Below are 22,877 nucleotides of genomic sequence, written 5' to 3' on the forward strand. Positions count from 1 at the left end.
CACACCCTCCGCTCACCCCCTGAGAAAGCGATCGAGCATGACATCCGAACGTGCTGCCGTCGTCGCGATGCGCGGCATCAGCATCTCCTTCCCCGGAGTGAAGGCGCTCGACGGCGTGGACTTCACCCTCTATCCCGGTGAGGTGCACTCCCTCATGGGAGAGAACGGCGCCGGCAAGTCCACCCTCATCAAGGCCCTCACCGGTGTGTACGGGATCGATTCCGGCACCATCCGCGTCCAGGGTGAGGAGCGGTTGTTCCGCTCGACCGCCGACGCGCAGGCCGCCGGTATCGCGACCGTGTACCAAGAGGTCAACCTCTGCCAGAACCTGTCCGTCGGCGAGAACGTGATGCTCGGCAACGAGATCCGCCGCGCCGGCCTCGTGGATTGGCGCGCGACCCACGCCGCGGCCGCGAAGGCTCTCGCCGAGCTGGGCCTGAACATCGACACCCGCTCGATCCTCGCCAGCCACTCGATCGCCGTGCAGCAGCTCGTTGCGATCAGTCGCGCGATGGTGGTCGACACCACCGTGCTCGTCCTCGACGAACCGACCTCCAGCCTCGACCGCGGTGAGGTCGAGCAGCTCTTCGACGTCATTCGGGATCTCCGCGACCGTGGCGTCGCGATCCTCTTCGTCTCGCACTTCCTGGACCAGATCTACGAGATCTCCGACCGCCTCACCGTGCTGCGCAACGGCACGCTGGTGGGGGAGTACCCGATCGCCGAGCTCGGCCGCGAACAGTTGGTGGCGAAGATGATCGGCCGTGAGCTTGGCGAACTGGATGCCATCTCCGCCAGCGCCGAGCGCGTCATCGACCGCTCCGGCACCCCGGTGTTGAAGGCGGTCTCGCTGGCCCGCAAGAACGCCCTGGAGCCGGTGGACCTCGAGGTCTTCCCCGGCGAGATCGTCGGTCTCGCGGGGCTTCTGGGCTCGGGCCGAACGGAGCTCGCGCGGCTGATCGCGGGCGCCGACCGCGCCGACCAGGGTCAGGTCGACGTGGGCGGATCGCCGTCGCGCCTCGGCTCGCCGCGTCACGCTCTCGACCGCGGCATCGCCTTCTCGTCGGAGGACCGTCGCGCCGAGGGCATCGTCGGCGATCTCACCGTCGCCGAGAACATCATCCTGGGCGTGCAGGCGCGTCGTGGGGCGCTGCGCAAGCTCGGTGCCGCCGAGGTGCAGGCGATCGTCGACGAATACATCACCGCGCTCGGCGTCCGCCCCGCGAACCCGAACGCGCTCATCCGCAACCTCTCGGGCGGCAACCAGCAGAAGGTCCTGCTCGCCCGGTGGCTCGCCACCGCCCCGGAACTGCTCATCCTCGACGAGCCCACGCGCGGCATCGACGTCGGCGCGAAGGCCGACATCCAGCGCAAGGTCGCCGAGCTCGCCCAGAAGGGCCTGTCCGTGGTGTTCATCTCCTCCGAACTCGAGGAGGTGCTGCGCATCGCACAACGCGTGGCCGTGCTGCGTGATCGTCGTAAGATCGGCGAGCTGGCCACCCAGGACGTCGACCTCGACGGCCTGGTGGCCTACATCGCCGAGGGGCAGCCCGAGACAACGCCGTCCGATCGGGAGAAGATCGCATGAAGAAGTTCTTTTCGCACCGCCTCGTGTGGCCCATCGCCGCACTGGTGGCGCTCATCGCCGTCAACACGATCTCGCGGCCGTCGTTCCTCAGCATCACGGTGCAGAACGGCGAGCTCTACGGGTCGCTGATCGACATCCTCCGCAACAGCGCTCCGCTGATGCTGGTCGCACTCGGCATGACCCTCGTCATCGCCACGCGCGGCATCGACCTGTCGGTCGGCGCGATCATGGCGGTCTCCGGCGCCGTGGCGCTGACGATCATCGAGGCCTCGCCCGACCCGGGCAACCTCGGCGTCGTCATGATCGCCATCGCCGCCGCCGTCGGCACCGCGCTGCTGCTCGGCGTCTGGAACGGCTTCCTCGTCTCGGTGCTCGGCATCCAGCCCATCATCGCCACGCTCGTGCTGATGCTCGCCGGTCGCGGCGTCGCCCTGCTCATCACCAAGGGCTTCATCACCACGATCAACAGCGACCCGTACCAGTTCATGGCGCAGGGATACGTCCTGGGGCTGCCGTTCGCGTTCTACGTCTCGATCGCCGCGGTGATCGTCGTGGGCATCGTCGAGCGGCGCACGGCGCTGGGCATGCTCACCGAGGCCGTCGGCATCAACCCCGAGGCGAGCCGTCTGGCCGGTGTCCGCTCCCGCGGCATCATCTGGGGCGCCTACATCGCGAGCGGCACCCTGGCCGGCATGGCGGGCGTCCTCTACAGCTCGAACATCATGGCCGCCGACGCCAACGCGGCCGGTCTGTACATCGAATTGGATGCCATCCTCGCGGTGGTCCTCGGCGGCACCTCGCTCGCCGGCGGCAAGTTCAGCCTGGCGGGAACGGTCGTGGGTGTCTTCACGATCCAGACGCTCAAGAGCACGATCACCTTCCTGGGCGTGCCGCCCGCCGTCAGCCCCGTCTTCATGGCCGCGGCCGTGCTGATCGTGGTGCTGCTGCAGTCGCGCCGGTTCCGCGCGTTCTTCCAGACCGCGGGCCGCTCGGCCCTGCGGCCCCTCACCCGACGTCCCGACGCAAAGGTGCTGTCCTGATGGTCACTCTCACCGCCGAGCGCGGCGCCTCGGGCGCCGCCGCCACCACCACGTATCGCCGGTTCCTGAACCGTCACGTCTCCTGGATCCCGGTGTTCGCCGCGATCGCGATCCTGCTGATCATGATCGCCGGGGCGATGGCGTACTTCCCCAATTTCCAGCTCCCGCGCATCCTGTCGTCGATCCTCCTCGACAACGCGTACCTGCTGGTCCTCGCGGTCGGCATGACCTTCGTCATCCTCACCGGGGGCATCGACCTCTCGGTCGGCGCGGTCATGGCGTTCACCGGCATCCTGTGCGCGAGTCTGCTCTCGCAGGGCGTTCCGGTAGCCGTCGCGGTTCCCGCGATGATCCTCATCGGCGCCGCGATCGGCCTGCTGATCGGGGTGCTGGTGCAGTTCTTCGACGTGCAGCCGTTCATCGCCTCGCTGATCGGCATGTTCCTGGCCCGTGGACTGGCGTTCGTGGTGAGCCTCGAGTCGATCAAGGTCGACAACGAGGGCATCCTGTGGCTGCAGTCCACCCGCTTCTCGTTCGCCGGGTGGTACATCACGCCGACGGGCATCATCGCGCTCCTCACGGTGGCGCTCGCGGCCTTCGTGCTCCGCTTCACGCGGTTCGGGCGCACCGTCTACGCCGTGGGCGGCAATGAGCAGTCGGCCCGGCTCATGGGCCTTCCGGTCGTGCGCGCGAAGCTGTCGGTCTACGTCATCAGCGGGGTGTGCGCGGGTCTCGCGGGGATCGTCCTGACGGCGTACTCCGGCGCGGGATACCCCCTGAACGGCGTCGGCACGGAACTGGACACGATCGCCGCCGTCGTCATCGGCGGAACGCTGCTGACAGGTGGCAGCGGCTTCGTGCTCGGGTCGATGATCGGCGTCTTCGTCTACGGTCTGATCCGCACGATCATCTCGTTCTCGGGTGCCGAGCAGTCCTGGACGCGCATCACCGTCGGCGCGCTCCTGCTCCTGTTCGTCGTCGTGCAGCGGATCATCGTGTCCCGCTCGGCCCTCAGCAAATGACGCGCCCGCACAGGATGTTCACGCTGCGGTCATCGCGAGGGCATGATTGACCCCATGTCGACCGTCGCCCCGCCCCTCCTCGAGGTGCGCGGGGCGACGGTGCGTTTCGGCGTCGAGTCGGCGCTCGCCGATGTCGACTTCCGGCTGCGCCCCGGCGAGGTGCACTCCCTCATGGGCGAGAACGGTGCCGGCAAGTCGACGCTGATCAAGGCGATCACGGGCGCGCTCCGGCTCGACCAGGGCGAGATCCTCCTCGAGGGGCGCCCGCGGCAGTTCGCCACCCCGGCAGACGCTCAGGCCGTGGGGATCTCGACCGTCTACCAGGAGATCGATCTCCTCCCCAACCTCACGGTCGCCGAGAACATCTCCCTCGGACGGGAGCCGCGCCGCTTCGGGATGATCGACCACCGCGCGATGCGCGAGCGCGCGATCGAAGCGCTCTCCGCCCTCGGCGTCGACGTCGACCCGTCCTCCGTCCTGTCGACGCATCCGCTGGCGATCCAGCAGCTCGTGGCGATCGCCCGCGCCGTCTCGATCGACGTGAAGGTGCTCGTCCTCGACGAACCGACCTCGAGCCTGGATGCCGACGAGGTCGCCGAGCTCTTCCGCGTCATCCGTGACCTCAAGACGCAGGGGATCGCGATCATCTTCGTGTCGCACTTCCTCGACCAGGTCTATGAGATCTGCGACCGCGTCACGGTGCTCCGCGGCGGGCGCCTCGTGGGGGAGTACGGCACGCGCGAGCTCCTCCGCATCGACCTCGTCGAGAAGATGCTCGGTGCCGCCGCCGACGCTCTCGCCCCGCTGGGACAGCGGACGTCGCTGCCCGCGGAGGGCCCGTCGATCGTGCGCGCGCGGGGACTGGCATCCGGACCCCGCCTGCGCGAGGCGGACGTGGACATCGCCGAGGGCGAGGTCATCGGCGTCGCCGGGCTGCTCGGGTCGGGCCGCAGCGAGCTGGCCCGTGCGCTGACCGGCGTCGACCATCCCGACGGGGGAGAGGTGCGCATCGACGGCGAGCCGGTGCGGCTCGGGTCGCCCCGCGACGCCATCCGTCGGCGGGTGGCCTATTCGTCCGAGAACCGGCGCACCGAGGGGATCATCGGCGACCTCAGCGTCCTGGACAACATCACGCTCGCGCTGCAGGCGCAGCGGGGGATCTTCCACCGGCTGAGCACCGCGCGACGCCGCGAGCTGGCGACGAGCTGGGTGGAGGCGCTCCACATCCGTCCCGCCGACATCGATCGCCCCGTCTCCACGCTCTCGGGGGGAAACCAGCAGAAGGTGCTCCTCGCCCGGCTCCTCGCACTGTCCCCCCGCGTCATCGTGCTCGACGAGCCGACGCGCGGCATCGACGTCGGGGCGAAGGCCGAGATCCAGCGCCTGGTGGGGGAGCTCTCCGACAACGGTCTGGCGATCGTCTACATCTCCGCGGAGCTCGACGAGGTGCTGCGTGTCGCCCACCTGGTGGCGGTGATGCGCGACGGCGTGCTCGCGCAGATCCTCCCCGCCGCGGAACTCACGTCCGACGCCCTCCTCGCCCTCGTGGCCAAGCCCGCCACGGAGGAGGAGGGGCTGTCCGATGGTTGACGAGAAGGCATCCCGCACCGCCAACATCTTCGACGTCGCTCGATTGGCCGGCGTCTCGCACCAGACGGTGTCGCGTGTGCTCAACAACATGCCGAACGTGCGCCCGGCGACGCGGGCGCGCGTCGAACAGGCCATCGCGCAGCTCCGGTACAGTCCGTCGCCCGCCGCGCGGGCGCTCGTCACGCGTCGTACCCGCACGATCGGCCTCGTCACCCCCGGGACCGTCGACTACGGCCCCTCGTCGATCGCGACGAACTTCAACTTCGCGGCGCGCGCCGCGCGCTACAACGTCGACGCCATCAGCTCGCCCCAGAACGACGTCGCCGCTGTCCGCGCGGCGATCGACGGGCTCCTGAAGCAGCGCGTGGATGCCATCGTGCTCATCGTCGTGGACGTCGAAGTGCTCGCGGCGGTGCAGGCGATCGAGATCGACGTGCCGATCGTGGCCGCGGCCACGACCAGCCGTCCGCACCCGCGCCTCGTGGCCATCGATCAGTACCGCGGTGCCCGGGCAGCCGTGCGGCACCTGCTCGAGTCGGGGTACGGCACGGTGCGCCACATCGCCGGTCCCGCGCGCAACCCCGACGCGGTCGAGCGTCTCCGCGGGTGGCGCGAGGAGATCGCTTCCGCTCGAGCGCAGTCGACGCCGCCCGTCCACGGCGACTGGTCGGCCGCCAGCGGCTACCGGATCGCCACCGAGACGGACCTCGCCCCCGGCGAGGGGATCTTCGTCGCCAACGACCACATGGCCATCGGGGTGCTGTCCGCGCTGCGCGAGCGCGGCCTCCGCGTGCCGGAGGACATCGGGGTGGTCGGCTTCGACGACGTGCCCGAGGCGCCGTTCCTGTTCCCCTCGCTCACCACCGTGCGCCAGGACTTCGCCGCGCTGGGTGAAATCCTCATGCAGAAGGTGCTGCTGATGGTGGAGGAGCCGGACACGGTGAGTGAGAGCACCCCGCTTCCGACGCGCCTCGTCGTGCGCGATTCGGCGCCGCTGCGTCCCTGACGCGAGCAGTTCGCGGTGCCCGACGCCGCTCGGAACGATCGACGCGCCGCCCGGTTCACCCGGACGATCGTGGGACCGCTCACACGGCAACGATCACGTCACAACCTGGTGATCTCCAAGTGTGAGCGCTAACATCGCAGACAGTCGTCGCTGTCGACGACTCCATGCAATGTCGCATTCACGAGAGGATCAGCACCCCCGTGCCTACGCTCCACCGGACGGCTCTCCCCCGCCGTCTCCCGTCCTGGACGCTCGCCGTCCCGGTCGTCGCCGCGCTGGTCGCGGCACCGATCACCCTCCCTATAGCCGCAAATGCGGACACTCCCGCGACCGGACTGGTCGTTTCCTATCCGATGGACGAGACGTCGGGAACCGTCGCCCGCGACGACTCCGGCCACGGCCGCGATGCCACCTATGTCGGTGGACCGTCGCTGACCGGTGCCGGCGGCGTGCGTCTCGACGGCGCCGACGACTATGTGAGCGTTCCCAACGACATCCTCAAGGGGCTCTCGTCGGTGACCGTCAGTACGGACGTCCTCGTGCGTCCGGAGCAGTCCGGCAACTACTTCATCTGGGGCCTCGGCAACACGACCGACTGGTACGGCAACGGCTACCTGTTCGCCACGGGAAACCCCGCGCGCACGGGCATCGCCAGCGGCAACTGGACCACGGAGCAGGAGACGCGCGGCTCGGCGAACCTCGACCGCGGCGTCTGGAAGACCCTCACCTACACCCTCGACGCGGGGAGCAAGACCTCGCGCCTCTACATCGACGGCGTCAAGGTCGCCGAGAATACCAATACGACGACGACCCCCGGATCGATCGGCAACGGCACGACGACGGCCAACTACCTCGGCCGCTCGAACTACACCCCCGACAAGCGCCTCGCGGGCAGCCTCCGCGGCTTCCGCCTGTACGACCGGGCGCTGGCCGCCGACGAGGTGACGACGCTCGTCGCCACCGACGCCCAGCGGGTCGCGCGCGACAAGGCCGCGCTGGATCTCGGAGACCTCAGCGCCGTCACCGCGAACATCACCCTGCCCACGAGTGGCCCGAACGGCGCGAGCATCTCGTGGTCGTCCTCGAACGCCGCGGTCGTGTCCTCCACCGGCGCGGTGACGCGCCCCGCGGCCGGGCAGCCGGACGCGAACGTCACGCTGACGGCCACGCTCACGCGCGGATCCGCGACGGAGACCGCGGCCTTCGCCGCGACGGTGCTGGCCGTTCCGGATGACGCGGGTGCCGCGCAGAAGGCCCTCGACGGCATCACCGTCGTGAACGCGGACGACGCGCGCGGCAACCTGACCCTGCCGACGACGGCGAGCGGTCTGCCCGTGACGTGGACGAGCTCGAACCCCGCCGTGGTCTCCACGACGGGTGTCGTCTCGCGCCAGGAGACCGACACGACGGTGACCCTCACGGCATCCGTCACGAAGGGCTCGACCACGAAGACCCGCGACATCGTCGTGACGGTCCGTAAGGCTGCCCACATCGGAGCCTTCGCGGGGTACACGTTCGCCTACTTCACCGGCAACACCATCGCCGGCGAGAACATCTACTTCGCGGCGAGCAACGGCAACAACGCCCTCTCCTGGACCGAGCTGAACGGCGGCAAGCCCGTCCTCACCTCGAAGTACGGCGAGAAGGGCCTGCGCGACCCGTTCATCATCCGCTCTCCCGAGGGCGACACGTTCTACCTGATCGCCACCGACCTCTCGATCGGTGGGGGCACGTCCTGGGACACCTCGCAGCGCCAGGGCTCGAAGTACATCGAGGTATGGGAGTCGCACGACCTCGTGAACTGGAGCGACCAGCGTCACGTCCGCGTCTCGCCCGACACCGCGGGCAACACCTGGGCGCCCGAGGCGTACTACGACGAGACCCTCGGCCAGTACGTCGTGTTCTGGGCGTCGAAGCTCTACGCGGAGAACGACCCGAACCACACCGCGGGCGTCGACAACAGCATGTTGTACGCCACCACGCGCGACTTCGTGACCTTCAGTGACACGAAGGTGTGGCAGGGCGGAATGTCGCGCATCGACTCCACCGTCATCAAGGCGAACGGCGTCTACCAGCGCTTCACCAAGGACGAGGGCGCCGGCACCACCGGGTGCAGCGACATCATCCAGGAGAGCTCGCCGGTCCTCACCGCTCCGCTGAAGGACTGGACGCAGGTCGCCTCCTGCATCGGCAAGAAGGCCGGCACGGGTGCGGTCGAGGGTCCGAGCATCTTCAAGGCCAACCCGGGTGACGTCAACGGCGACAAGTACTACCTGTTCGTCGACGAATACGGCGGGCGCGGCTACATCCCTCTCGCCACGACCGACATCGCGAACCCGAACTGGCAGGTCCCGGCGAGCTACAAGCTGCCGAGCAGCCCGCGCCACGGCACGGTCATGCCCGTGACCGCGGACGAGCTCGCCGCCCTGCGCAAGAACATCCCGACCGAGCCGACCGTGACTCCTGTCACGGCCAACGACAAGGGCGAGGTGCTGCGGTACGACTTCACCGACGGTTCGGGCGCAACGCTGCACGACCGCTCCGGTGCGGGGCGCGACGCGCAGATCCAGGGCGGCGCGGCGTTCTCGGACGGGGCGCTCACCTTCGACGGCAGCAACGACTACGTCGATCTGCCCGACAACGTGCTGGCGGGGGTGACCGACCTCACCGTCGACACCGAGGTGCGGATCGACCCGGCGCAGAAGAACCCGTACTTCCTGTACGGCTTCGGCAACACCGGCAGCGACGGAAAGGGGAACGGCTACCTGTTCTCGACCGGCAACGGCCAGTACCGGGGTGCGATCACCACGGGCAACTGGACCGGAGAGCAGAACGCGTCGGCCGCCAGCGCTCTTCCGCGTGACCGCTGGGTGCACCTGACCTACACGCTGAGCGGAAACACCGCGCGGCTGTACCTGGACGGACAGAAGGTCGCCGAGAACACCAACGTCACCGTTCGACCGGGCGACATCGGAAAGGGTGCGACCCTGGCGAATTACCTCGGCAAGTCCGTGTACAACGAGGACAACCTGTTCCGCGGCCAGATGCGGGAGTTCGCGCTCTACAACCGTGCGTTGAGCCCGGAGGAGATCGCCGCGCAGAACCCGGGCCTCCTCACCGGCATCGGTCTGCAGGATGCCGCTGCGCTCAAGGTCGCCCCGATCGTCGACGCCGACAACCGCACCGTGCTGTTCCCCGTCGTACCGGGAACCGACCTGTCGAAGCTGCGTCCGACGTTCACGACCGCACCCGGCACGACGGCCACCCCGGCGTCCGGAACGGTCCGCAATCTCAGCACGCCGGTGACGGTGACGCTGAAGACCGAGGGACAGTCCGACGTCGTGTGGACGTTCAAGGCGGTGGAGATGAAGAGCCCGGTCCTGCCGGGGCTGTACGCCGACCCGAACATCGCGGTGTTCGGCGACACGTACTACATCTACGCCACGACCGACGGCTCTCCCGGATGGGGCGGCAACACGTTCTACGTCTGGAAGTCGAAGAACCTCGTCGACTGGACGCGCTCGGAGAAGCCGATCCTGACGCTCGACGGCGCCAACGGGAACGTTCCGTGGGCGACCGGCAACGCGTGGGCGCCGACGATCATCGAGAAGGGTGGGAAGTACTACTTCTACTTCAGCGGTCACAACCCGCAGGACAACCGCAAGGAGATCGGCGTCGCCGTGGCCGACAGCCCCGAGGGGCCGTTCACCGCGGAAGCGCAGCCGATGATCACGAACGGTGAGAGCGTCCACAGCGGACAGGCGATCGACCCGGCGGCGTTCCACGACCCGAAGACGGGGAAGTACTACCTGTTCTGGGGGAACGGCAGCCCGGTCTACGGCGAGCTGTCGGACGACATGAAGAGCATCAAGGCGGGCACGATCAAGCCGATCTCGGGTCTGAACGACTTCCGCGAGGGCTCCTTCATGAACTACCGCGACGGTCTGTACCACCTGACGTACTCGATCGACGACACCGGTTCGCCCGACTACCGGGTCGGGTACGCCACGTCGACGAGCATCGACGGTCCGTGGACCTACCGGGGCGTGATTCTGTCGAAGGACCCCTCGCAGGGCATCCTCGGTACGGGCCACAGCTCGATCATCAACGTGCCGGGCACGGACGAGTGGTACATCGCCTACCACCGGTTCGCGATCCCGGGCGGTGGCGGAACGAACCGTGAGACCACGATCGACCGCCTCGAGGTGGGCACCGACGGCCTGTTCCAGCCCGTGAAGCCGACGCTCTCGAGCGTCGACCCGCGCGAGGTCCCGGACAACCCCGGCCCGACGCCGACGCCGACGTCGACTGTGACGCCGACGGCGACGCCCACGCCGACGGCGACGCCCACGCCGACGGCCACGCCGACGCCGACCGTCACGCCGACGGCGACGCCGACGCCCACCGTCACGCCGACGGCGACCCCGACGGCCGAGCCCACCGCGACGCCGACCGGCCAGCCGACCGCGACGCCCGGCTCCGCGCCGAAGGTGTCCGTCTCGACGACGACGGTCGAGCGGGGCGGCATCGTGAAGGTGACGGTGACGGGGCTGCAACCCGGCGAGCAGGTCACGGCCGAACTGCGCAGCACCCCGATCCGCATCGCCGGCATCCCCGCCGCCGACGCCAGCGGCCGCGTCACGTTCGACGTGCAGATCCCCGGCAACCTCGCCGCGGGCAGCCACTCGATCGTGGTGTTCGGTGCGAACGGGCGCACGATCGCCACCGTGCCGATCACGGTGGTCGCGGCCGGCCAGCTCGCGGCCACCGGGGCGCAGGCGCCGTTGGGTGGCGCGCTCCTAGCCGCCTTCCTGCTCGTCGCGGGAGGGGTGGTGTGGACGATGCGTCGCCCCCGCCGCGCGGACGCGTAAGGGGCTGATCGTTCGATCGACGCAGGACCCCGGATGCTTGGCATCCGGGGTCCTCCGTCGTTCCGCCCGGGCGACGAGGGTCGCACCGACAGGGCGGGGAAAACTCCGTTTGTATCGTTACGAATACATGGTTGTGTATCGATACATACTGCCCTAGTCTCGCGCGTGGAGCGGTCATCGGTGACAGCTCCAGATCGGAGAACCCCGTGCATGACCGCAGCGACGTCGTGTCGCCTCCCGTCCGACGGACCCGCCGACGCCTCCTCGCGATCGCCGCGCTCGCGGCGGCGATCGCCACGGTCGGCGTCGTGGCCGCCCCCGCCGCACCGACGCAGGCGGCGACGGCCAACGCCGACTACGTGATGGCGTACTTCACCGAGAGCCCCAGCGGCTCCGGTAACTCCAACACCGTTCATCTGGCCGTGAGCCCGGATGCGCTGGAGTGGACGCCCCTCAACCAGAACCAGCCGATCCTCGTTCCGACTGCCGGGACGAAGGGCATCCGCGATCCCTTCCTCTACCGTCTGCAGAACGGCTCGTGGGTCCTTCTCGCGACCGACATCGCCACGGGGAACGACTTCTTCGCCGCAAGCCCGGCGATCCACGTGTGGACCTCGCCCGACCTGGTGAACTGGTCCGCCGACCGCATGCTCACCGTCAACGCGGTGAACACCAACTCGTACTCGTGGGCGCCCGAGGCGTTCTGGGACGCGGGGCGTCAGCAGTACGGCATCCTGTTCAGCGGTATCCCGAACGGGTCCAACGTCGCGAAGATCCTCGTGTCGTACACGACGGACTTCCAGACCGCGACCTCGCCCACCGTGTTCTTCGACAACAACGGTCAGGGCAACATCATCGACGCCGACATGGTCACGGGCGTCAACGGCGTCAACTACCTCTACTACCGCGGGAGCGACGCGACGCTCCGCGGAGCCAAGTCGACGACGCTGAACCCCGGATCCTTCACGGAGTACGTCACGGCGCCGCCGCAGGGCAGCTGCGTCGAGGCGCCGACCGTGGTGCGCTCACTCACCGACAGCACGAAGTGGTGGCTGTGGGGCGACAACTACTGCCCGAACAACACGTTCAACGTATGGCAGGGCGACATCACCACGGGGTCGTGGACCGCCGTGAGCAAGGCGAACTTCACGGCGCCGCTCGGTTCGAAGCACAACACCATCCAGCCGATCACCGCCACGGAGTACAACGCCCTGCAGAGCACGTACGGCACGACGTCGCTGATGCGACTGAAGTCCTGGAACTTCCCCGATCGCTACGTGCGGCACTCCAACTACCAGGGCCGGATCGACCCGCTGCCGTTCGACCCCCAGGCCGACTCCCAGTGGCGGCTCGTCCCGGGTCTGGCCGATCCCAACGCGGTGTCGTTCGAGTCCGTCAACATCCCCGGGTACTACCTGCGTCACTCGAACTTCGCGCTGGTGTTGAACCAGAACGACAACTCGGCACAGTTCGCCGCGGACGCGACGTTCACCCGTGTCCCGGGTCTGGCGAACTCCACCTGGAGTTCCTTCCGCTCGTACAACTACCCCGACCGCTACATCCGTCACTACGACTTCCAGCTGAAGCTCGATCCCATCTCCTCGGCCACAGACCAGGCCGACGCCACGTTCCACGTCGCTCCGTAACCCCCACCCCTCCTCCGGGCGCGCGCGGCTCCCCCCGCGCGCGCCCCCCTTCGAAAGGCATCCCGTGACTCCTCGTTGGAGACGGCGCGCAGCCATGCTCGCCGTCGCAGCCCTCGCCGCGATCGGTCTCCCCGTCATCGCGTCCGCGCCGGCGCAAGCCGCCTGCACGACCTACTACGTCTCCCCGTCCGGCAACGACGCCGCCGACGGATGCTCGACCACGACGCCGTGGAAGACCCTGGGCAAACTGAACGGCACCACCTTCGCCGCCGGGAACCAGATCCTATTCCAGCGCGGAGGGACCTGGGCGGGGCAGTTCGCGCCCCTCGGGTCGGGCTCGTCCACGTCCCCGATCGTCGTCTCCTCCTACGGCTCGGGCGCGGCGCCGCTCCTGGCCGGCGGCGGAGTGGCCGCCACCGTGTACCTCCACGACCAGCACGACTGGACTATCCAGAACCTCGAGATCACCAACAGCGCCGGCGGCAACGCCTCGCGTGCCGGGTTCCTCGCCGACAACGACACGACCGGGACGCTCCACGGCATCCACGTGGTCAACAACCTCATCGACAACGTCAGCGGGTTCTGGAAGAACGGCGACCCCCAGCCGTCGCGCACCTCGGCCATCTCATTCGACCAGACCGACAACAACACCACCGCGGCATGGGACGACGTGCTGCTCTCGGGGAACACCCTGAAGAACGTGGATGCCGGCGGCATCTACATCGGTTCGGCGATCGGCCTCAACCACAACATCAACTCGACCAACATCGTGATCCAGAACAACACCATCACCGACGCGGGCGGCAACGCCATCGTCTGCGTGTTCTGCTCGGGTCCGGTGATCCAGTCGAACGTCGTCACCGACAGCGGCTACCGGTTCTCGGGCGCGGCGATCTGGGGCGGATGGACGAACAACGCCGTCCTGCAGTACAACGAGGTCGCCCGCAACTGGCGAGCGCTCTACGACGGCGAAGCGTTCGACATCGACAACAACAACACCGACTGGACCCTGCAGTACAACTACACGCACGACAACCCGTGGGGATCGATCGAGTTCTGCTGCTCGTCCACGTTCGGCGCGTTGGGCACGACCACGATCCGCTACAACATCAGCCAGAACGACGGCGCGTCGAACGCCGTGTGGGCGACGCTCCAGGGCATCGCCAACGGCGGGACCGCGAACTTCTCCAACAACACCGTCTACATGCCGCCGGGGGACAACGGCGACGTGACCAACGGCACGCCGCCGGGGAACGTCACCTTCTCGAACAACCTCATCGTCAAGCACGGCACCGGCGGCTACCAGACGAACAACACCACCTGGTCGCGCAACCTCTTCTACGGCCAGCACCCGGCCTCGGAGCCGGCGGACACGAGCAAGATCACGGCCGACCCGCTCCTGGTCAACCCCGGCGGGGCGGGCGACGGGCGCGCGACGGCGTCGGCATACCAGCTGCGCGCGGGCTCACCGGCGCTGGGCGCGGGCAACGTCATCTCCAACAACGGCGGCAAGGACTACTTCGGCAATGCCGTGTCGTCGACCGCGGCGCCGAACATCGGTGCGTACAACGGCGCCGGTGTCACGACCAGCGCGTCGACGCCCGGGGTGTACTGGCGGTTCGACGAGTCCAACGGAACGACGGCCAACGACACGTCGGGGCACGCCAACCCCGCGACGTTGCAGTCCGGAGCGACGTGGACGACCTCTGCCCAGATGGGCAGCGGTGCGGTCGCGCTGAACGGCACGGCATCCGGATTCGTGGATGCCGCCTCGCCCGTGGTCGACACCTCGGCGAGCTACACCGTGGCGGCGTGGGTCAAGCCCGCCTCGCTGACCGGCAACCAGACGTACCTCAGCATCGACGGGTCGACGATCAGCCCGTTCTACCTGCAGATCGAGGGCGGAAAGTACGTCTTCACCGCGCGCAGCGCCGACTCGACGGCATCCACGTACGCCCAGGTCTTCGGGCCGACGGCGACCGTCGGAACGTGGGCGCAGCTGGTCGGCGTGTACGACGCGTCGGCGAAGGTCATCAAGCTGTACGTCAACGGTGCGCTGCAAGGTTCGACCGCGTTCAGCAGCGGCTGGAAGGCGACGGGCCACACGAAGGTCGGTCAGGCCAAGTGGAATGGCGCCGCCGTCGACTTCGCCAACGCGACCGTCGACGACGTGCACGCGCTGCCCCGCGCCATCAGCGACCGCGAGGCGTTCGCGTTCGGCACCGGGGCGACCGGATACTGGCAGCTCGACGAGGGCAGCGGTGGCACGTTCACCGACGTCACGGCGGGCCTTCCGACCGGGCACCTCGAATCCCGGACGGCGTGGGCCGGCGCGGGCAAGATCGGCGCCAACGCCCTGTCGTTCCCCGGCTCGGCCGGGTCATACGGCGAGGCTCCCACCTCCGCCGTCGACACGAGCCAGAGCTTCGCGGTCGGCGCCTGGGTGAACCTGGACTCCACCGCGGGGAACCAGACGTTCGCGAGCATGTCGGGCTTCAACATCAGCCCGTTCTACCTGCAGCTCAGTGGCGGGAAGTTCACGTTCACGATGCGCAGCGCCGACGACACCAACTCCACGGCCACGAGCGTGTCGGCGACCTCGAGCGCGACGACGGGCACCTGGTACCACGTGCTCGGGATGTACGACCGGGGCGCGGGCACGATCTCGCTCTACGTGAACGGCGCGCTGCAGGGCACGACGTCGTACACGACGCCGTGGAAGTCCATCGGCGCGACGGTCATCGGCGGCGCGGAGTGGGCGTTGTCGCCCGTCGACCCGGTCAGCGGGAAGATCGACGACGTGCACTTCTACAACCGGGTCCTCAGTGGCGCCCAGATCACCACGCTCGCCACTCCGTGACGGGCGCCGACCGGGTGGGACCTCCCGCCCGGTCGGCAGCCGGACGACGCCCGGTCGACGGGGCACCCGCCCCTCGGCCGGGCGCCGTGCGCGCCCGGTGCTGATCGCCGTCGCGTTCGTCGTCCTCCTGGCCGTCGCGGTGGTCCTGCTCCTCCTCCCGAGATCTCCGGCGCCGACCGATCCCGCACCCCCGCTCCCGGATGCCACGGCGCTGACGGTGGACGGGACTCCCGTGCCGTTCCGTGCCGTGAGCGTCTTCCTCGCCCGTGAGCGGTCCGACGTCGTCGCGCAAGCGCAGGCCTCCGGAGCCGACGTCGCGGGGGCCCGGTTCTGGGACACCCCGATCCAGGGCACGACCCCGGCCCAATCGCTGGTCGACCGGGCCGAGGCATCCGTCGTCCGTCTCCAGATCGAGTTGGATGCCGCGGAGCACGCGGGCGTGTCCGCGCCGCGCACCTACGCCGACGTGGTGCAGGCGTGGACGGCGGAGAACGACCGCCGTGCGGCGGCACTGCGCGCGGGGGAGCCGGTGTACGGGCCGCCGAGCCTGTCGGAGTCGGACTTCATCGACTACTTCCTCGGGGCCCTGCGGCAGGAGGTGTCCGAGGCGCTGGCGTCGGCGGGCGCGATCGACGGTTCCGCCACTGCCGTGCAGTCCTATCGGGGCGAGCACCCCGAAGCGGCGGCCGCCCCTGAGGAGGCCGTGCGGCTCTCCGCCCTCGAGGAGCAGTACACGAACCTCGTCGACGCCCGCGTCGCGGCGGCCGACGTCAGCCCCGCTCCGGCGCTGGCCGACCTCGCGCACGCACCGTGCGTCGCGGCCGGAGCCTGCTGAGGGCGCGGTCGGCTGTTCGGTGTCCAGGACACGCGGAGCGGAAGCGCGCGCGTCCGCGTGTCCTGGACACTCAACGGGTATGCCGCGCCACGCGGCCGCGTCACGTGGGCGCCGGGGCCGCGTCGCGCGGACGCCGCGGCCGCGCCACGTGGGCGCCGGGGCCGAAAGGGCGAGCGCTAGCGCACGACCCGGGCGACGGCGAACGTGAACGGGGGGACGGTCCACCGCGCGCCGTCGACCCGCGAGACGCGCGGTGCGGCCGGGGCGGGGGCGAACGGGCGACCCTCGGCGGGGTCGGCGGTGAGGCTCGTGATCTCGAGTGCCGACACGGCGTGACCCGACGCGAGCGTCGCAGCGAGCGGGACCGCGGCGTCCGTCGCGTTCACGACCTTCAGCCACGTCGTGCCGTCCCGGTCATCGACCACGGCGGACGCGCTGAACCGCTGCTCGGGCGTGCCGTCGTGCGCGATGTCGTGCACGACGTCGCCGTCGAGGAGGCAGACGACGTGCCTGCCGCCGCCCTCGACCCGGATCTCCACGTCGTACGTGCGGCCGGCGTCGAAGCGGTAGGGGAGCGGCTCGGTCCACTCGTCCGACAGGCCGTCGCTCACCTCGCACAGAACGAGGAAGCGGTTCTCCCACGTGCCGAAACGCCATTCGAAGTGATCGGGTCCGTCCACGTCGCCGAAGGCGACGAGGAAGCCGTCGCGCCCGTCCTCCTCGAGGCGCACCCGCGCGCGCACCGTGCAGTCCGTGCCCCGGGCCGCGAGCGGGAGGCGCACGTCGCGCTCGCCGCGGTGGAATCCGGTCTGCTGCCGGTGGCCGCCGGCATCCAGGGAGGCGTGCTCGACGGTGAGCGTGCCGGACTCGGCCCGGACCCGGATGCCGATCCGCCCGGTGCGCGGGCGCTCCCAGGTCGGAGCGTTCTCTACGCGCACGGGAAGCGCGCGCGTGCCCGCCGCGTGGGCGTGCAAGGACTGCACGTGGTAGTTGAGGGTGAGCACGACCTCGGTGTCGTCGAAGTACACGAGGTCGGGGGTCCACTGGGTGTGGTCGATGCGGGCGAGGAGCGGCGCGTAGGACGCGAGCCGCACGACGTCGCCGTTGCGCTCCATCCCCATCATGTAGGCCGCCTCCGCGAGAGCGCACAGCATGGTGTTGCCGCGCGAGCCGTACTCGCCGACGTAGACCCGCGGCCCCGAACGGTCGTAGGCGTCGAAGCGGTCGAGGTGCTCGAAGTACCACTTCGGCGCCTTGTACGAGTGCTCGTCGACGATGTCGACCGCGAGCTCGCGGGCGAGCTCCCAGCCGCGGTCGTAGTCGGATCCGGCGGGGAAGGGTCCGGCCGTCCCGATCACCACGATGTCGGGGGCGGCGGCCCGCACGGCCTCGAGCAGTCGCCCGAACCGCGCGGCGAAGGCATCCGTGATCTCGTCCTCGTTGCCGACACCGAGGTAGCGCAGCCCGAACGGCTCGGGGTGGCCGGCGGCGGCACGACGTGCGCCCCACGGGCTGTCGACCGGGCCGTTGGCGTACTCGATGAGGTCGAGGACGTCGCGGACGTAGTCGTCCATCTCGGAGTCGGTGAACCCGGCCTGACCGCCCGGGGAGTTCTGGCAGCACACGCCGGCCGCGACGACGGGAAGCGGCTCGGCGCCCAGCTGCTCGCAGAAGCGGAAGTACTCGAAGAAGCCCAGCCCCATCGACTGGTGGTAGCCCCAGATGTTGCGGTCGCCGACGCGGTCCTCGACCGGACCGACGGTGTGCTTCCAGCGGTAGAGGTTGTCGAGGCCGAAGCCGTGCGCGACGCAGCCGCCCGGGAACCGCACGAAACGCGGGCGCAGGTCGGCGATCGTGCGCGCGAGGTCGTCGCGCAGGCCGTTCGCCTCGCCGCGGAACGTCGCGGTCGGCATCAGCGACACCCACCAGACTTCGCACGACCCGGATGCCACGTGCAGCCGGACCCGTCCGTGGGCGGCGTCGCGTCGCGGGACGAGCACGGCGTCCGTGTCGCCCGTGACGGGGGTCTCGGCGACGACCTCGCCGGCGTCGTCGAGGAGCGCGACGCGGACGTCGGCGCCGGGGGAGGGGGTCGCCCGCACCGCGAGGGCGTACGTGGCTCCGGCGGTGAGCGGGAGCGCGACGAAGCCCGCGTTCTCGAGCGTCGCAGGAGCGGTGAGCCGCACCCGGTGTCCGCCGCTCGCGCGCGCGGCGCCCACTTCGACGGTGCCGTCGGTCGTCCATCCGGTGAGCGGATGCCACGCGGGGTCGTCGGCGGGACCGAACGAGAAGTCGCGATTGCGGACGAGCTCGGCGTACAGGCCGCCGTCGGCGGAGCCGTTGATGTCCTCGAAGAACACGCCCCACATATCGGGGTTGATCGGGAGGCCCGGTGCGACATCGTCGATGTGGACGGTGGTCCCGGTCACGACGGGTCCTCCGTCTCGAGGAGGCGCTCGGCCTCGACGGTGGTGATCGGAAGGACGGAGCCGTGGCGAGCCCCCTCGGGGAGCCCGGCGTCGGGGACGTGTTCCCAGCGCCCGCTCGGAGGGTCGTCGCTGCGGAAGAGCTGGCATCCGCGTTTCTCGAACTCGTCGAGAAGCAGGAAGAGGACCGAGCCGTCGAGGGCGGGGAACGGCGCGGGACCCTCGGCGCGCTCGAGTTCGGGGCGGCCGAGATCGCGGCGGACGACGGCGAAGTCGGGATCGTCGATCGCGGTGCCGACCTCGTGCGAGACGAAGCGCCACTTCTCGTCGGGGACGTCGGTCAGAGAGTCGGCCGAGAACCGGTGGAGCCGGCCGCCGAACTCGACGAAGGTCACGTCGATCACGTCGTGTCCGGGATCGAGGAAGGTCCGCGGGGCGGAGAACTCGCGGAAATCCGTCGTCTCGACGGAGAGCACCCGCTGGTGGCGCTCGCGTGCCCTCGCGTCGCCCTCGGGGTAGAGGGCCGACGCGTAGAACACGCTCCAACCGCCCAGATCCGGACGCCAGAACGCCTTGGGAGCCCAGGCGTTGCCGGCCTCCGCCGGAGCGATCGTCGCGAGGTGCGGGGGAGTCCAGCGCACCAGGTCGTCACTGGACCACACCACGATCGAGCGGCTCCCGTGCCGCACCGCGCGGTCCCAGGCGCCGCCTTCTGCGTCGCCGACGGCGGCGTGCAGATCGGTCGCGAGCAGGTGCACGCGCCCGGTCCGGGGATCACGGGTGAGGAACGGATCGCGTACGCCGCGCTCGCCCACCGTCGACCGCAGCACCGGAGCGCCGGCGCGCAGCGGCGTCCACCCTTTCGCGGTGGCGTCGTGGCTGACGGCGAAGCGCACCTGCTCGGCGTCGGCGTCGCTGCCGTTGACGAAGTAGGCGAACAGGTATCGGTCGAACTCCATTGATTCCTCCGCGGCTACTGTATCGATACAAATACCTATGGACAATCCCGACACTGTGGGATGCCCGCGGTTCGCTGTAACGTTATAGAGAGCGCTCCCCTGAGCGCGGGAAGGCGGCCAGGGTGGTCACGATCCGAGACATCGCCCACGCGGCCGGCGTCTCCCCGATGACGGTGTCGAACGTGCTCAACAAGCGCCCGCACGTCGCGGATGCGACGCGCGAGAAGGTGCTCGAAGCCATCGATCGCCTCGACTACCGCGTGAACGTCGCGGCGCGGAACCTCCGCCGCGGCCGCACCCACACGATCGGCCTCGCGGTCCCCGAGATCGACCGGCCCTACTACGGCCAGCTGGCCGCAGCGGTGATCGCCGAGGGTGCCCGACACGACCTCCACGTCGTCATCGAACAGACCGGTCGCGAGCGCGAGAGCGAGCTGAACGCTCTGGCGCTGTCGCGCGTGCGCATGTACGACGGGCTGATCCTCAGCGCGGTCGGCCTCGGCGGCGAGGACCGCGATCTCCTGCGCGTCGACTTCCCCGTCGTGATCCTGGGCGAGCGCATCTTCCAGGGCCCCGTCGACCACGTCGCGATGTCGAACGTCGACGGCGCCCGCGCCGCCGTCGCCCATCTCATCGAGCGCGGCGCACGGCGCATTGCGGTGCTCCACGGACCGCTCCCCGAGAACGGCGATGTCGACGTCTCCACGCTGCGGCACGCCGGGTACCGGCAGGCGCTCGAGGATGCCGGCATCCCGTACGACCCGAAGCTCACGGTCGCCCTCGACGAGTTCACGCCGCGCCGCGGCGCCGAGGCGGTGGCATCCCTCGTCGCAGACGGCGTCGAGTTCGACGGCGTGTTCTGCGTCACGGACTACGTCGCGCTCGGCGTGCTGCGCGGCCTCGCGGACGCGGGACGGCGCGTGCCCGAGGACGTCAAGGTGATCGGCTTCGACGATGTCGAGTTCAGCCGTCACCTCGTGCCGTCGCTGTCGTCGGTCGACCCCGATCACGAGCTCATGGCCCGCACCGCGGTGGACCTCCTCATCGCCCGCATCGCGGACGACGCGCACGAGGCGGTCGAGGTGCTGAGCCCGTTCCGCGTGGTCGCGCGCGAGTCCACCGGCTGACCCGGCACACAGCGCTCCCTCGAACCTCCGGAAGGCGGGAATCGCGGCGACGCCCCGGAACCCGACGGCTCCGGGGCGTTCGCGGCGCGTTCAGCCCTTGACGCTGCCGTTGACGAGGCCGCTGACGATCTGCCGCTGGGCGAAAATGAAGAAGACGACCATGGGGATCAACACGATGACGGTGAGCGTCATGAACACCGGCCAGTTCGTCGTGAACTCGCCGACCGCGGTGTAGACCTGCAGCACGAGGGTCTGCTTCTGCGGCGAGTTGATGAAGACGTTCGGGGTGATGAAGTCGTTCCACACCCACATCGTCTGGAACACGCCCACGGTCACGAGGATCGGCCGGATGAGCGGGAGCGCGATCGACCAGTACACGCGGAACGGGCCCGCGCCGTCGATGCGGGCAGCTTCGAACAGCTCCGTCGGGAGGCTGCGCATGTACCCGATGATGAGGAAATAGCAGAAGATCGATCCGCAGGCGTACATCACGACCAGGCCGTTGAGCGAGTCGACCAGCTCGACGCCCGCGAGCATGCGGTACAGCGGGACGAGCGTCGCCTGGCCGGGTACGACGAACGCGATGACGAGGATCACGCCGACGATGCTCGCGAGGCGCCCGCGGCCGATCAGGACGCCGAACGCGGCCATCGAACCGATGAGCAGCATGATCGCGATCGACAGCACGGTGACGTACAGCGTGTTGAGGAAGCTCTGCAGCACGGGGATGTCGCGGAACACCTCGATGTAGTTGTCGAGGTACAGCGATGTCGGCAGGGCGAGCGGCTGCGCGGCCGTCTCGGGCTGCGTCTTCAGCGTGTTGACGACGATGTAGTAGAACGGCAGCGCCACGAGGCACGCGAGAGGCACCAGGAGGACGCTGAGCAGGATGCCACGGCTCGATTTCATGAGTAGCGCTCCTCGATGCGACGGGACAGGACGAGCTGGAGGGCGATCACGGCCCCGACGGCGAGCAGGAACAGAACGCTGAGGGCCGACGCCTTGCCGATGTCGGACTGGGCGATGCCGTTCTCGATGATCGACTGGGTGAGCGTGCGTGTCGCGAACCCGGGGCCCCCGTGCGTCAGCGTGAAAGGGAGATCGAAGACCTTGAGCCCGCCGGTCAGCAGCAGCAACTGGCTGACCGTGATCGCGGGGGTGAGCAAGGGGAGGGTGAGGCTGCGGAACTCCTGCCACGGGGAGGCGCCGTCGAGCTTGGACGCCTCGAAGATGTCGGACGGGATGCTCTGCAGGTACGCGAGGTACAGCATCGCGTGCCAGCCGGTCTGCGCCCACACGGCGACGAGGATGACGCTGATCTGGGCGAGCGTCTCGTCGGCGAGCCACGGGATCGGAGCGACCCCGATTGCGCCGAGCACCGAGTTGATGACGCCGGATCCGAGCGGGCTGAGGATGAACGTCCACACCAGACCCAGGACCGCGACGCTGGGAACGGCGGGGAAGAAGAACACGGAGCGGACGAACGCGCGGCCGACGAAACGCCGGTTGAGGGCCAGGGCCAGGGGGATCGCGAACACCGTCACCAGCAGCGTGGTGAGGATCGCGTAGGCGAGCGTGAACCCGAGCGCGGACAGCATCGAGGAGTCGCGGAAGATCCGCACGTAGTTGTCGAAGCCGACGAGCTTCACGTCGGGGCTGTAGCCGTTGTAGTCCGTGAAGCTGTAGTACAGCGACTGCCCGAGCGGGATCAGGTACAGCACCACGAACACCACGAGGATCGGCAGCACGAACCACGCGGCGGCGAAGCCGTCCCGCCGGCGTCGGAGGCGCGGGATCGTGCGGGGTGCGGTCACCGTCGGTTCGACGAGGATCGGGCGTCGTGTGGTGGCGACGTCGGCCATGACGTCTTCCTTCCTGGAGGGGTGGGAACGGAGCGAGAAGGGGCG

The 22,877-nt window shown here is 69.3% G+C and carries 14 protein-coding genes; 10 read left to right on the plus strand and 4 right to left on the minus strand.

What is annotated here, in order from left to right; all coding sequences use genetic code 11:
- Positions 1–37: 37 nt before the first annotated feature.
- The 9 genes from I5G_RS19940 (at position 38) to I5G_RS19960 (ending at position 16,458) form a co-directional block, all read left to right on the plus strand.
- Positions 38–1,588 carry a sugar ABC transporter ATP-binding protein gene (locus I5G_RS19940; protein WP_022877450.1) on the plus strand — a complete coding sequence of 517 codons (1,551 nt, stop codon included), beginning with the start codon at positions 38–40 and terminating at the stop codon, positions 1,586–1,588.
- On the plus strand, positions 1,585–2,628 hold the full coding sequence (locus tag I5G_RS19945; protein ID WP_022877451.1) for an ABC transporter permease: 1,044 nt from the start codon (positions 1,585–1,587) through the stop codon (positions 2,626–2,628). The genes I5G_RS19940 and I5G_RS19945 overlap by 4 nt, the downstream gene beginning before the upstream one ends.
- Entirely contained in the window at positions 2,628–3,650 is a 1,023-nt protein-coding gene (locus tag I5G_RS01385) for an ABC transporter permease (protein ID WP_022877452.1), read from the plus strand. The genes I5G_RS19945 and I5G_RS01385 overlap by 1 nt, the downstream gene beginning before the upstream one ends.
- A gap of 54 nt (positions 3,651–3,704) precedes the next feature.
- The gene (locus I5G_RS01390; protein ID WP_036325625.1) at positions 3,705–5,240 is read left to right on the plus strand and encodes a sugar ABC transporter ATP-binding protein; all 1,536 of its coding nucleotides are present in this window, start codon (positions 3,705–3,707) and stop codon (positions 5,238–5,240) included.
- A complete protein-coding gene (locus I5G_RS01395; protein WP_022877454.1) occupies positions 5,233–6,246 on the plus strand; it encodes a LacI family DNA-binding transcriptional regulator in 1,014 nt (337 codons plus the stop codon). The genes I5G_RS01390 and I5G_RS01395 overlap by 8 nt, the downstream gene beginning before the upstream one ends.
- A gap of 200 nt (positions 6,247–6,446) precedes the next feature.
- Positions 6,447–11,117 (plus strand): family 43 glycosylhydrolase, encoded by a 4,671-nt coding sequence (locus I5G_RS19950; RefSeq protein WP_204365533.1) that lies wholly within the window; start codon positions 6,447–6,449, stop codon positions 11,115–11,117.
- Positions 11,118–11,323: 206 nt separating this feature from the next.
- Entirely contained in the window at positions 11,324–12,763 is a 1,440-nt protein-coding gene (locus I5G_RS01405) for a glycoside hydrolase family 43 protein (RefSeq protein WP_022877456.1), read from the plus strand.
- A 94-nt stretch (positions 12,764–12,857) separates the two neighbouring features.
- Positions 12,858–15,623: a LamG-like jellyroll fold domain-containing protein gene (locus I5G_RS23830; protein ID WP_022877457.1), complete on the plus strand. Its 2,766-nt coding sequence runs from the start codon at positions 12,858–12,860 to the stop codon at positions 15,621–15,623.
- Positions 15,624–15,720: 97 nt separating this feature from the next.
- A complete protein-coding gene (locus tag I5G_RS19960) occupies positions 15,721–16,458 on the plus strand; it encodes a hypothetical protein (protein WP_022877458.1) in 738 nt (245 codons plus the stop codon).
- A gap of 176 nt (positions 16,459–16,634) precedes the next feature.
- On the opposite strand, the gene I5G_RS01420 is transcribed toward I5G_RS19960, so the two are convergent.
- Complete coding sequence (locus tag I5G_RS01420) at positions 16,635–18,887, minus strand: alpha-L-arabinofuranosidase C-terminal domain-containing protein (RefSeq protein ID WP_022877459.1); 2,253 nt, start codon at positions 18,885–18,887, stop codon at positions 16,635–16,637.
- Complete coding sequence (locus I5G_RS25025) at positions 18,884–19,843, minus strand: glycoside hydrolase family 43 protein (RefSeq protein WP_022877460.1); 960 nt, start codon at positions 19,841–19,843, stop codon at positions 18,884–18,886. The genes I5G_RS01420 and I5G_RS25025 overlap by 4 nt, the downstream gene beginning before the upstream one ends.
- 122 nt (positions 19,844–19,965) lie before the next feature.
- On the opposite strand from I5G_RS25025, the gene I5G_RS01430 reads away from it, so the two are divergent.
- Entirely contained in the window at positions 19,966–20,970 is a 1,005-nt protein-coding gene (locus I5G_RS01430) for a LacI family DNA-binding transcriptional regulator (RefSeq protein ID WP_022877461.1), read from the plus strand.
- Positions 20,971–21,060: 90 nt separating this feature from the next.
- On the opposite strand, the gene I5G_RS01435 is transcribed toward I5G_RS01430, so the two are convergent.
- Complete coding sequence (locus I5G_RS01435) at positions 21,061–21,879, minus strand: carbohydrate ABC transporter permease (RefSeq protein ID WP_022877462.1); 819 nt, start codon at positions 21,877–21,879, stop codon at positions 21,061–21,063.
- Positions 21,876–22,832, minus strand: a complete 957-nt coding sequence (locus I5G_RS01440) for a carbohydrate ABC transporter permease (protein ID WP_022877463.1) — start codon at positions 22,830–22,832, stop codon at positions 21,876–21,878. The genes I5G_RS01435 and I5G_RS01440 overlap by 4 nt, the downstream gene beginning before the upstream one ends.
- Positions 22,833–22,877: the final 45 nt, after the last annotated feature.

The organism is Microbacterium sp. B19 (genome assembly GCF_000333395.1).
Taxonomy (GTDB): Bacteria; Actinomycetota; Actinomycetes; order Actinomycetales; family Microbacteriaceae; genus Microbacterium.

What these genes read in the sequence shown, in the direction of transcription:
- I5G_RS19940 (WP_022877450.1), top strand. Translation starts at nt 38, where the DNA reads ATGACATCCGAACGTGCTGCCGTCGTCGCGATGCGCGGCATCAGCATC.
- I5G_RS19945 (WP_022877451.1), top strand. Translation starts at nt 1,585, where the DNA reads ATGAAGAAGTTCTTTTCGCACCGCCTCGTGTGGCCCATCGCCGCACTG.
- I5G_RS01385 (WP_022877452.1), top strand. Translation starts at nt 2,628, where the DNA reads ATGGTCACTCTCACCGCCGAGCGCGGCGCCTCGGGCGCCGCCGCCACC.
- I5G_RS01390 (WP_036325625.1), top strand. Translation starts at nt 3,705, where the DNA reads ATGTCGACCGTCGCCCCGCCCCTCCTCGAGGTGCGCGGGGCGACGGTG.
- I5G_RS01395 (WP_022877454.1), top strand. Translation starts at nt 5,233, where the DNA reads ATGGTTGACGAGAAGGCATCCCGCACCGCCAACATCTTCGACGTCGCT.
- I5G_RS23830 (WP_022877457.1), top strand. Translation starts at nt 12,858, where the DNA reads ATGCTCGCCGTCGCAGCCCTCGCCGCGATCGGTCTCCCCGTCATCGCG.
- I5G_RS25025 (WP_022877460.1), bottom strand. Translation starts at nt 19,843, where the DNA reads ATGGAGTTCGACCGATACCTGTTCGCCTACTTCGTCAACGGCAGCGAC.
- I5G_RS01435 (WP_022877462.1), bottom strand. Translation starts at nt 21,879, where the DNA reads ATGAAATCGAGCCGTGGCATCCTGCTCAGCGTCCTCCTGGTGCCTCTC.
- I5G_RS01440 (WP_022877463.1), bottom strand. Translation starts at nt 22,832, where the DNA reads ATGGCCGACGTCGCCACCACACGACGCCCGATCCTCGTCGAACCGACG.